The 11,879-nt window shown below is 60.3% G+C and carries 9 protein-coding genes; 7 read left to right on the top strand and 2 right to left on the bottom strand.

Features of this window, described 5'->3' with window-relative positions:
• Positions 1–595 precede the first annotated feature (595 nt).
• Positions 596–1,387, bottom strand: coding sequence for an alpha/beta fold hydrolase (locus ACTJLB_RS32335; protein ID WP_408426587.1), 792 nt, complete (start codon positions 1,385–1,387; stop codon positions 596–598).
• 336 nt (positions 1,388–1,723) lie between these two features.
• On the opposite strand from ACTJLB_RS32335, the gene ACTJLB_RS32330 reads away from it, so the two are divergent.
• The 4 genes from ACTJLB_RS32330 (at position 1,724) to ACTJLB_RS32315 (ending at position 4,448) form a co-directional block, all read left to right on the top strand.
• Entirely contained in the window at positions 1,724–2,149 is a 426-nt protein-coding gene (locus ACTJLB_RS32330; RefSeq protein ID WP_408426585.1) for a MarR family winged helix-turn-helix transcriptional regulator, read from the top strand.
• A gap of 78 nt (positions 2,150–2,227) precedes the next feature.
• Positions 2,228–2,776, top strand: a complete 549-nt coding sequence (locus ACTJLB_RS32325; protein ID WP_408426582.1) for a nuclear transport factor 2 family protein — start codon at positions 2,228–2,230, stop codon at positions 2,774–2,776.
• 2 nt (positions 2,777–2,778) lie between these two features.
• A complete protein-coding gene (locus ACTJLB_RS32320; protein ID WP_408426580.1) occupies positions 2,779–3,825 on the top strand; it encodes an aldo/keto reductase in 1,047 nt (348 codons plus the stop codon).
• Positions 3,826–3,827: 2 nt separating this feature from the next.
• On the top strand, positions 3,828–4,448 hold the full coding sequence (locus tag ACTJLB_RS32315; RefSeq protein WP_408426577.1) for a glutathione S-transferase family protein: 621 nt from the start codon (positions 3,828–3,830) through the stop codon (positions 4,446–4,448).
• Between the two features lie 21 nt (positions 4,449–4,469).
• Here ACTJLB_RS32315 and ACTJLB_RS32310 read toward each other — a convergent pair whose 3' ends face one another.
• A complete protein-coding gene (locus ACTJLB_RS32310) occupies positions 4,470–5,435 on the bottom strand; it encodes an AraC family transcriptional regulator (RefSeq protein ID WP_408426575.1) in 966 nt (321 codons plus the stop codon).
• 555 nt (positions 5,436–5,990) lie between these two features.
• Between ACTJLB_RS32310 and ACTJLB_RS32305 the strand changes: the two genes are divergently transcribed.
• From ACTJLB_RS32305 to ACTJLB_RS32295, 3 genes are read left to right on the top strand one after another with little or no spacing between them, the layout of a single operon-like run.
• Positions 5,991–7,145: an efflux RND transporter periplasmic adaptor subunit gene (locus ACTJLB_RS32305; protein ID WP_408426573.1), complete on the top strand. Its 1,155-nt coding sequence runs from the start codon at positions 5,991–5,993 to the stop codon at positions 7,143–7,145.
• A 14-nt stretch (positions 7,146–7,159) separates the two neighbouring features.
• Positions 7,160–10,297 (top strand): efflux RND transporter permease subunit, encoded by a 3,138-nt coding sequence (locus ACTJLB_RS32300; RefSeq protein ID WP_408426570.1) that lies wholly within the window; start codon positions 7,160–7,162, stop codon positions 10,295–10,297.
• Entirely contained in the window at positions 10,294–11,835 is a 1,542-nt protein-coding gene (locus tag ACTJLB_RS32295) for an efflux transporter outer membrane subunit (protein ID WP_408426567.1), read from the top strand. The genes ACTJLB_RS32300 and ACTJLB_RS32295 overlap by 4 nt, the downstream gene beginning before the upstream one ends.
• Positions 11,836–11,879 lie beyond the last annotated feature (44 nt).

The following is an 11,879-nucleotide window of genomic DNA, read 5'->3' as shown; positions in this document are numbered from 1 at the left end:
CACGCGTTTCGGAAACCTGTGATCAGCGATCACGATCAACCGAAACGGGTGATCACGATCATTCGGAATCCATGATCACGATCCGCCGAAATGCGTGATCACGTTCGCCGGAATACGCATCGAAGAGGACATTGCTAACGCGATACTCGATGACGAATTAGTAGAACGGAGGCTCTGTCGGCCACAGGTAGCCGATTGTCTTTACAGCAGTCCCCGCATACACCTATGACCTATGCATTCTCTTTGCTTGCTAAAACCCCCGCACAAAGCGAAGAATTTGCAGGTTATGTTTTTCCGCGTCGTCGGCATGTTGGTCCTGCTGGGTATCTACGGCGGCCGTACTCATGCGAATGCTTTCAGGCGAAGCGCTGACCGATGAGGTTTGTGGCGCAGCAGGGCTGCTGGATGTAGTTATTGTGCAAGCGGAAAGTAACAATGAGGACAAAAGCAGCGTAGCTACCGTGATAATTTTGCGTATGGCCATTTTTTTCAGGTTGTCCGTGGTTGATCTATTTGATTGCGCTGAACGAGGCTCTGGCGCAAGAAGACGGGTATGGCGAAACTTCAGTTCGCCGTACCCGTCTTCTTGGAAGAGTCAGAGCACGCCCGTGGCTCGTGCCGCGTCGAGAATCACCGCGGCCACTGCGTCAGGTTGAGACATCAGGGCTACATGGCTCGCGCCAGCAATCGAGGTAATCCTGGCGCCGACCGCTTTGGCCTCGGCCTGCTGGAGCGCCGCTGGAATGATCTGGTCCTGGTCGCCGTAAACCCACCACGACGGTTTGGACTTCCATGCGGCCTGAGACACCTTGTCGGCAAGACAGCGCGCATTGAGCGGTGCCTGGGCGGTGGCGAGCACAGTCGAGGTGTCTTTCGGAAGATCCGGCGCAAAACTGCTCAGGTAAGTGTCGGTGTCGAGGGTGAGGAATCCAGCTTCGTCTGCTTTCAGACCTGCCTGCCAGGCCGGCTTTGGGAACGGGCTCGTCAGGTCGGAAACCGACTGGTTGTCTCCGGGAGCGAACGCAGATACATAAACGAGACCGCCAACCTTCCTATTGATACCGGCTTGCGTAATGACGGCTCCGCCGTAAGAGTGTCCGACCAGAAGGACGGGCCCCTGTTGCGCATCGATGGTGCGGGTGACGGTTGCGGCATCGTCCGCTAATGACGTGCGGGGAAGCTGCACGGCGACGACTTTCAAGCCACGGGCCTGCAGGACGCGGGTGATCGACGACCAGCTAGAGCCGTCCGCCCAGGCCCCGTGTACTAGCACGACTGTGCCCGTGGTGCTCGCTGAAGAACTCCCGCATGCTGCGACGGATGCAAGAGTGACGAGACTGAGCGATGCGACAAAAGCGGCAAAGAGCCGGAGGATGTAGGGCTTCATGATAGGAACGTGAGAACGCGGAGGGGTTGAAATATCGCACTCGCCTATCGACAGGCTGTACCGAGGGGGAGCGCGACGCCAACGCAAACCGTAGCCTGACGCGGGGACGCCGCCCATAGCGCACCGTCCGGTTTCAATGACATTGCGTCCGAAAGCTTAGGAGGGGTTTGCAGGGACGATATGCTGTATGGACGAAGCATGTTGCAGCGCCGGCCGGCGCAGTGTGGCGACGGAAAAACTGGCTGATGTCTGGAGACCCTTCACAAAGCAGTCCTCGGACGGCTTGGAGCGACTACATCGTTGACAAATGTGCAACTGCACATGAAAATGTGACACATGAACTCGCTCACTGGTCCCGATCTGTGTCACTGTCTGGCTGCGCGTCGCGCTGCGCGGTATGTGTCGCGTATCTTCGATAGCCATCTGTCGAGCGTCGGTATCTCGATCTCGCAGTTTTCGATACTTGCGCTTGTTGACGAACACCCCGGCATCGCAGTTGCCGATCTGGCCGATCTGATGGTCATGGAGCGGACAACGTTAGTACGTGCGCTCAGGCCTCTCAGGGAGGCAAAGTGGTTGGCGAGCGCGGCCGAGGGACCGAAAGCGGCGCTGGCGTTCACACTGTCCTCCGCGGGCAAAGCAAAGCTGTTGGAAGCGCAGCCGTGCTGGCGAGCAGCGCAGGCGGAGTTCGAAGCCGGCGTCGGTCGCAAACAGGCCGTCGCGCTCCGTGCAGGTCTGTTGAGTGTCGTTTTTGAACGCTAAAATTTTTTGTCATAACACGTGTAATTACACATATTGAGCAACTTTGTTCCGATAGGCATTCCCTTTGAAGGATTTTGCATGACAGCCTTTCCCTCCGTTCCACATACGAGCGCAGTCAGCGCCGACGACCGCGCCAGCGCCGTCGATTTCGTCAATCGCGTCAACTGGTTCTTCGAGACGTGGGACGTCGAAGCCATGATCGACGCGTTCCTGCCCGACGCCGTCGCGTACCACTTTCACGGAACGATTCGTGGACACGCAGAAATCCGACGCTTCTTCGAGCACGACTATCCATACCTGATACCTGGCGTGGGGCGTCACGCCACGAATCATATCGTCGATGCGGACGAAGACGGCGTCGTCGTGCGATACCAGAATCTGCTGGTGCGCCATGCAGCGCCTGAGGATGCGACGAAACTGGGTGCCGGTCAGGTGATGCACAGCGATAGCGGACTGCCCGCGATCTGGCTGTATTCTCCGATGCGTGACCGTCTGCGCAAGACGACAACGGGATGGAAAATTTACGAGCGCTATATCGGTGGCTCGACCACCAACCGTGCGCTGACGCCTGCCGACACGTCGGCGGCTGCGGCGGCTCCGTATCTCCCGACCCCTCAAGGAGTGTAAACGTGCGATATCGTCTCTTCGGTCAACATACTGGCCTGCGGGTATCCGAGCTGGTTCTCGGTACAGCCAATTTCGGCGGCCGGTGGGGGTACGGAGCAGATCTCGACGCCGCGCGCGAGATCGTCGACCGCTACGCGGACGCGGGCGGTAACTTTCTGGATTGCGCCGACGTGTATCAGTTTGGTGAATCCGAGGAGTTTCTCGGTAAGCTGCTCTCAGACCGTCGGGATAACTTCGTGATTGCGACCAAGTACACCCAGGCAGCCGCGCCCAACGCGGGGGCTCTGGCGACGGGCAACAGCCGGCTCGCGATGCACCTGTCCGTCGAGGCAAGCCTCAAGCGGCTAAAAACGGATCGCATCGATCTCTACTGGGTGCACTTTTCTGATGGCGTCACACCGACGGACGAGATCATGCGAGGTCTCGACGACCTCGTGCGCAGTGGCAAGGTCCTGTATGTCGGGCTATCGGATTTTCCCGCTTGGCGCGTCGCGCGGGCGTCAACGATCGCCGAGCTACGCGGCTGGGCGCCGGTAGCCGGTTTGCAGTTCGAGCACAGCCTGGTCGAGCGGACGAGCGAACACGAGTTGATACCAGCGGGCAAGGCACTGGGTCTAGGGATGGTGGCATGGTCGCCGCTTGGTGGCGGATTGCTCTCGGGCAAATACCGGCGCGGCGAGAAAGGCCGCCTCGAAGCGCTGGGCGGTGCGGTATTCCAGCAGGAAAATTCCGCCCAGCGTACAGCGGTCGTCGATGCCACACTTGCGGTCGCGGCCGAGCTCGGTGTTACGCCGTCCGAAGTGGCAGTCGCCTGGGTTTTGCTGAAGGGCTCCCTGCCGATCATCGGACCGCGGACGAGCGAACAATTCGCCGCATACCTCGGCGCTTCAAAACTCCAGTTGGCACAGCACCATGTTGAGCTGCTGGATCGCGCGAGCGCGTTGGCCCCAATCTTTCCGCGGTCGATGATCGATGCGCCAGCATATCGGCAAGCTGCGGCCGGAGGCCAGTACGAGCGTGTAATCATGCCTGAAACGTCAGCTCCCTGAGGATGCCCGACGACGTTATCCTGTATGGCGCGAGGACCGGTAACTGCCTGCGTGTGGCGATTGCATTGGAGGAACTCGGCATCGCCTATCGTACGGCTGCGCTCGATCTTCGGGCGGGCGAACAGCGCACCCCTGCTTTTCTCTCGCTGAATCCGCTTGGAAAAGTGCCGGTCTTGCAGGTTCGCTCGCCGGGGAGCACATCACTCGTCATTGCGCAGTCCAACGCGATTCTTCTTTACCTTGCAAAGTGGGCAGGAGGAACGCTGTTGTCGCTCGAGGAGGATGTGTCTTCCCCGCTTGCGTTAGAACGCTTCCTGTTTTTCGTGACTGACGTGATTGCGCCTAACCACGCGTCCTTCTTCCTGCGAAACGAAGGATGCGACGAGGGGCGTCGATTGATGGAACAACGCGGCCTCGACGCGCTTCTTGCGAGCGAAGGGTTTCTGGAAAACGCACGATTCATGGCGGGGGAGTCGTTCACACTGGCGGACATTGCTGCCGCCACTATCGTAGCCGCGTTGTCGTCGTCGATCGACTGGACCGGGTATCCGCGACTTCGTCGGTGGTTCGCGTGTGTCATGGCGCGCCCGGGCGTGAAACGTGGCATGACCGCTTTCGACTGAAGCTCAGCTCCAGGGCATGCGTTAGTTCGAATTGCCCCCATCGCGCGCGGCGCGGGGCGAATATCCGAAACATGCCTTGAACGCACGTGAGAACGAGGCGTCCGACCCGTAGCCGGCGACGGACGCTGCCTCGCTGATCCGCACACGGCCGTTGCGCAGCAGGTCCGCAGCGAGAGTGAGTCGCCACCGGGCGAGATACCGGAGCGGCGGCTCGCCGACAACGTTGGTGAACCGCTCTGCAAAGTGCGACCTGGACATGGCCGCGATTTTCGCGAGTTCGGCCAGCTTCCATTCCCGCGCCGGCTCGCCGTGCATTGCCGCCAGCGCACGGCCGAGCCGGACATCGCCGAGACCCCGAAGCCATCCAGTGTGGGCCGGACGAGTGGTTGCCCACTCGCGCAAGCTCCGTATCACGAGCAGATCGATCAGGCGTGAAATCATCAAGGCAGCGCCAGGCGCCGGCTCGCTCGCCTCCAGCCGCACGAACCGTAGGATTGCGCGTTGCCATTCGGGCGTGCCTGATGCCTCGGCGCGAAGGTGCATGACATTCGGAAGACCAGCAACCAACGGGCCGACTGAAACCGATTCGAAGTGAAATGAGCCGGTCAAGACGCGAAAGGCCCCGCTGTTGGAGCTTTGTAAATCGACGGGTACCGGGAGCGGACCAACCACAGACTCGGGTGTGTCGACCATCGTCAGTACGTGCGCGCATCCTCTCGGTAGAAGGACGAGATCGCCTGCGGCCAGGGACGCGGCATCATTAGTCGCGGTATCAAGTCTGAACGCGCCGTGTTCGACGAAGTGGAAGCGGGCGCGTCCGGCGTCGAACGCTTTAGATTGGGCCTCGCCGATCTCGTACACCTCGATCGATTCACCCCTTAGCCGTACCAGATCCAGAACGTCGGAAAGCACATCCTGCCGGGGCAGCCTGTAGCCGCGCAATGCCCGCTGACGCGCGAGTACGTTCGTTGCCTCGTCGACAATCATGCTTTAAGCCCAATAAAAAAACGCACGTCCGAGAACGTGCGCTGCGACAAAGGAAGGATCGGTATGGAGGAGCGCTCCTTCGCGCCGCAAAGTACAAACGCAACCGACCAGTGTTGCCTCTTCTTCCCGCCGATGCCATGCATCGCGCAGGCGATCCGCTTGTGCAGCGTACCGCATGAGGCTCTCCATATATATCTGTTGACGACGAACACAGTTACCGGCAGGCACGAATAATCGGCCGAAGCACCGCTGGGCCTGTAATGCATCGATGCTTGTTCAATGAGGCGTGTAGACCTCTTTTGAAAACGCTTGACCAAATGGATTTCACTGATAATCTAACTTAACTTAGAGTACGGATGAAAGCTAAATAATCGTGTTGCTGTCCGCATTGCGCGATCAGTTCCTGCGCCGGCCAATGAAGGCGCCATTTCATGAAAGGGCGAACGGCAACACTTTTCAAGGTGATTGAAGGTGGATACGAAAACAAGAGTGGATGACGGTGAAACGGTTCGCCGCCCTCGGCGTGCGCCAAAGGGGCTTCGCACGAGAACGTGGGTGGCAGCGGCAGTTGTGATCATTGCGGGTGGGGGCGCGTGGTTTTTCTACCCGCATGGTGGGGGCGGCAGCGTCGCCAATGCGCGGCCGGTGCCTCCTCACGAGGTGTCAGTCAGCAAGCCACTCTTGCGAGATCTCGACACGCGACTTGGGTTTCTGGGGCAGTTCTCGGCAGTCGATCAGGTGGAACTCCGCGCGCAGGTGGGCGGGACGCTCACGGGCGTTCACTTCCGGGACGGCGACATCGTTCAAAAAGGCGATCTTCTGTTCACCATCGATCCGGTGCCGTACGAGATCCGGCTTGCGCAGGCGACTGCCCAACGCCAAACCGCCGAGGCGCGCCTAACCCTCGCGAAGCAGGAGCTGGCGCGTGCACAGGACCTGGAGCGCAATGACGCCGGCACGAAGCAGAACGTCGAGCAGCGTACATCTGAACTGAATGCGGCACAGGCCGCGCTGGGCGACGCATCGGCGCAGATCCGGGACGCCCGTTTCGATCTCGATCATTGTCGCGTCACCGCACCGTTCAGCGGGCGCATTGGCAGGCATCTCGTTTCCGTTGGCAATCTGATCGCAGGCAGCCGCGCTGCGACGAGTCCGACGACATTGCTCGCGACGCTCGTCTCGCTGGATCCGGTCTACCTCGACTTCGATATGAGCGAGGCGGATTTCCAGTCGTTTTCGCGCTATCGCGGCGACACGAAAGGACTGCCCGCGAATCGCGTCGAACTGGCGTCGGGCGATTCGACCACATACACACGGCAGGGCACGCTCGATTTCGTGGACAACGTGCTGGACCGCTCGAGTGGAACAATCCACGCTCGAGCGACGGTTCCCAATGCCGACCTGCGCTTTACGCCCGGCGAGTTTTCGCGCGTGCGGCTTGCAGTCGCGCATCCCACGCCGACATTGCTCGTGCCGGACGCGTCCGTGTTGCCAGACCAGTCGGAGCATGTCGTGATGACGGTTGCCGCTGACGGAACGGTGGCGCCGAAGCACGTCGAGATCGGCGATATACGCGGCGGGTTGCGCGTGATCCGCTCGGGCCTGTCACGCGACGATCGCGTGATTGTCGACGGCCTGCCTTACGCAGCTCCCGGTACCAAAGTGGCGACGCGCGCTGGTGCGATCCGCTATGAGCCTCAACAGAACTAGCGGATAGAGAAGCCATGCGTATTGCCCATTTCTTTATCGACAGGCCGCGCTTCGCGACGGTCGTCAGCGCATTTCTCACGCTGATCGGCTTGGGCGCGATGTTTGTGCTACCTGTCGCCCAGTACCCGGAGATCGTTCCGCCCACCGTGCAGGTGACCACGTCATATCCAGGCGCGTCCGCGGAAACAATCGCACGCACCGTGGCCACACCGCTGGAACAACAGATCAACGGCGTCGAAAACATGCTCTACATGAGCAGTCAGTCGACGGGCGACGGGAGGCTGACGGTCACCGTGACGTTTCGTATCGGCACAGACCTGAATGTTGCACAGATGCTCACGCAGAACCGCGTTCAGGATGCATTGCCCCGTCTTCCGGAAGATGTCCAGCGCCTTGGTGTTCAGGTCCGGAAGTCGACGCCTAGCATTCTTCTGGCCGTTCACCTCTACTCGCCAGACAAATCGCGTGACACGCTTTATCTCTCGAACTACGCAACGCTTCACGTGAAGGATACGTTGGCGCGGTTGCAGGGTGTCGGCGATGTGCAGTTCCAGGGTGCGCGGGAGTATGCAATGCGTGTCTGGATCGATCCGGACAAGGTTGCCGCAAACAACATGAACGCCAGCGAAGTGCTCACGGCACTGCGTGCGCAGAACCTGCAAGTCTCGGCCGGTATCCTGAACCAGCCGCCGACGGCGGGGAACGATGCCTATCAGATCAACGTCGAGGCGCTGGGCCGGCTGTCAACACCGCAGGAATTCTCGGATGTGGTTGTTAAGTCCGACACTCAGGGACGAGTGACGCGCATACGCGATATCGGTCGTGTCGAAGTGGGGGCCGCAGACTACGGCTCGACAGCGTTCATGGATCGCGACAATGCGTCGACCTTGCTCATCTATGCGGAGCCGGGCGCTAACTCGCTTGCGGTCGAACAGCAGGTCCTGTCCGCCATGCGCGGGTTGAAGAACGACTTCCCCCCGGGAATGGATTACAAGATCATTTACGATCCGACCATCTTCATCGGCAAGTCTGTCGACGAGGTAATTGTCACGATCTTCGTCGCCATCCTGCTGGTTGTTGGTGTCGTCTTCCTGTTTTTGCAGAACTGGCGTGCCACGATTATCCCGGTCGTTGCAATTCCCGTCTCACTGCTCGGGTCTTTCATCGTGCTTGCGACGTTCGGGATATCGCTCAATAACCTGTCTTTATTTGGCCTCGTGCTAGCGGTCGGAATTGTCGTCGATGACGCGATCGTTGTGGTCGAGAACGTGGAGCGCAATATGCGCTCGGGGATGTCGCCAGCCGAGGCCGCGCACCGGACCATGGACGAAGTGGGCGGCGCACTCCTATCCATTGCGCTGACACTATGTGCGGTCTTTGTGCCGTCTGCCTTTCTGAGCGGTATCTCGGGGCTATTCTTTCGCCAGTTTGCGGTGACAATCGCCGCGTCAACGGTGATCTCCTGTTTTGTGTCGCTTACTCTCAGTCCAGCCCTTTGCGCGGTGCTCTTCAAGTCACACGAGCCACACGACGCGTCGCGTGCGGGATTTGGGCGGCGTCTGCTGCACGCAGGCTTTGACCGCTTCAACCGGGGTTTCGACAAACTGTCGTTCGGATACGGAAACGTCACACGTCGTCTCGTTCGTGGCCTGACCGTTGTTCTTGCGATCTACGTGGTGCTGATAGGGATTACGGGTTTCGAATTCTCGCGCACGCCAACCGGCTTTATTCCGGAGCAGGATCAAGGCTATCTGATTACCGTGGTTCAGCTTCCTCCGGGAGCGTCACTGGACCGTACCGAGAAAGTCGTCCGGAACGCAATTGACATTATCCTGTCCACGCGCGGTATTGAACACGTTGCCCCGTTCGTGGGGCTTGACGCGACAACGTTGACCGTTGCATCGAACTCGGGAACGATTTTCTCGGGGCTGCCGTCGCTCTATAACCACGAGCTTCCGGGGGTGACAGCGAACACGGTATTGGCCGATCTGCGCAAACGCCTGTCTGTCATCAAGGACGCATACGTACTGACCATTCCGCCGCCACCTGTACAGGGGCTCGGCAATTCAGGCGGATTCAAGATGATGCTGGAAGACCGCGCAGGGCTCGGGTCGGAGGCGCTCGTGCATGCGGCGAATGCGCTTGTTGCAGCGGCGAACAGGGATCCGAGTTTTGCTGGGGTCTTCACCCTGTTCAACGCGGGGTCACCATCGGTTTTCGCAAATATTGACCGTGTGAAAGCAGAAAAGGTTGGGCTGACACCCACCGATGTGTTTTCCACCCTGCAGGTCTATCTGGGTTCGCAGTATGTGAACGACTTCAACTATCTGGGCAGAACTTATCAGGTGATCGTTCAGGCTGATGGACAGTTCCGGCATGCCCCGCAGGACATTACCCGACTGAAGGCGCGAAACCAGTCGGGTGAAATGGTCCCGATCGGCACGGTGGCGCAAATGGAAAACCGTACGATTCCCTATCGCGTACCGCGCTACAACCTGTACCCGGCGGCCGAGGTCCAGGGCGTCGCAGCGCCGGGTGTTGCCACCGGCACGGCACTGCATCGCATGGAAGAGCTCGCCCGCGAGGTTCTGCCACAAGGCATTGGTTTCGAATGGACGGACCTGGCGTACCAGCAGCAGCAACATGGCACCCCGACGCTTCTGGTCTTCGGTGCGGCGGCTCTCTTCGTTTTTCTTGTTCTCGTCGCGCAGTATGAGAGCTGGAAGCTGCCCCTTGCGATCGTCCTCATCGTACCGATGTGCATTCTGGCCTCGGTTACCGGCCTGATCGCCCGTGGCATGCCCATCGATATCCTCGCGCAGATAGGCTTTGTCGTGCTGGTCGGTCTCGCTGCGAAAAACGCAATTCTGATCGTCGAGTTCGCACGTCAGAAGGAGGACGAAGGCTCCGGCCCGATCGATGCCGCCGTGCACGCTGCGCGTACGCGGCTACGTCCCATCCTGATGACATCTTTCGCTTTCATCCTGGGCGTCGCGCCGCTCGCTGTGGCGACGGGTGCTGGTGCCGAAATGAGGCAGTCGCTGGGTACGGCAGTGCTGTTCGGCATGCTGGGCGTGACCTGTTTCGGGTTGCTGTTTACTCCCGCCTTCTATGTCTTTATTCGCAGGGTCGGCCGCAAGGAGCGCACATGACTTCTTCTATTGTCGCTGAACACAGCGTGTTTGCCGTACGCAAAAGGCCGGGAAAGATCCTCTGTGTCACTGCCGCCGGTCTCGCCTTGGCGACAGCCGTGTCCGGTTGCGCGGTCGGGCCCGACTACGTGGCGCCAACAGCACATCTGAACTCGTTCCACAACCGCATTGCGACCAGTAGCCAGCACGCGACAACAGCCGCCGCGCAGCTGGACACATGGTGGACGGGCTTTAACGACCCGATGCTCGTCACGGTGGTTCAGCGTGCGCTCGCGCAAAACCTCGACCTTGAAGCCGCAATTGCCCGCGTCCAGCAGGCGAGAGCGGTCGCAGCAAGCGCTGGCGCTCAGCTTCTGCCAACGTTCGATTTCGACGCAAGCGTCACTGCTGAGCACCAGAGCCTGCAAAGTCCGGTCGGTTCGATCGCGAAAACGGTCCCGGGCTATAGCCGCGACCAGCGCGAATACAACGTCGGTGCCGCCGCCAGCTGGGAAATTGATCTCGCTGGCGGCTTGCGGCGCAGTGCGACAGCGGCCCGGGACGAGGCGGAAGCGGCCCAGGCTGAGCAACTCGGCACGCGCATTACCGTGGCCGCCGACGCAGCCGACGCCTACCTGCAGATCAGGGGATTTCAGGCCCGGCTCGCGGTGGCGCAAGACCAGATCGAGACGGACGCACATCTGCTTGAACTGGTCAAGGTCCGGCGTCGCGCGGGTGCGGCGGACGAGCGCGAGATTGCACAGGCGGACGCACTGCTCAAGCAGGGAAGGTCCACCGTGCCCACGCTGCGCACGGCACTGGAGGGCCAACTGAACCGGCTGGACGTGCTCATGGGTGCACAACCGGGAACATACGCGCAGGAGCTGGCCGTCCCCTCCAGCATACCCGCAATCCCCAGGATCGACGATAACGTCGGTCCACTGGACTTGCTGAGACGTCGACCCGACGTCATCGCGGCAGAGCGGCGAGTGGCCGCTTCGAGTGAGCGAATTGGCGCGGCGATCTCGGACTATTACCCGAAGATCTCGCTGTCCGGTGCTCTGGGCTTTGACAGCGTGAGCACCAACCACCTCTTTACCGCAGGGGCGTTTCAGCCCATCGGTACAGGGGCGCTACGGTGGCGTCTGTTCGACTTCGGGAAGGTGGATGCAGAAGTCAAGCAGGCGAGGGGCGGTAACGCGGAGGCGCTTGCTATATATCGCCAGGTGGTCCTCAAGGCTGCGGAGGACGTTGAGAATGCGTTCACAGTACTTACGCAGACAGAGGCCCGGAGACAGGAATTACAAAGTGAAGTGACATCGCTTACGCGCGCCCGGGATCTCTCCGAACGCGCCTACAGGGCGGGCGCCATAACCCTCACGGACGTATTGGACGCGGACCGTCAACTCCTCGTCGCGCGTGACGATCTGGATAGCTCCCGCGCGGATGCCGCGCGCGCTGCCGTGGACGCATTTCGTGCGCTGGGTGGTGGCTGGGATGTCCGCTCCGACGCTAAGGTGACACAGAATGAGTCGCCAGCGGCCGGTCCGGCGAGGTAAGAATCCTGGCTCTTTGACTTTGGCGGGATCCGATCTCCGCTTCA

This window comes from Paraburkholderia sp. 22098, assembly GCF_052045935.1.
GTDB classification, from domain to species: Bacteria; Pseudomonadota; Gammaproteobacteria; order Burkholderiales; family Burkholderiaceae; genus Paraburkholderia; species Paraburkholderia caledonica.
Note: the sequence above shows the minus strand (reverse complement) of the source record. Positions and strands in the feature narration are given on the sequence as shown.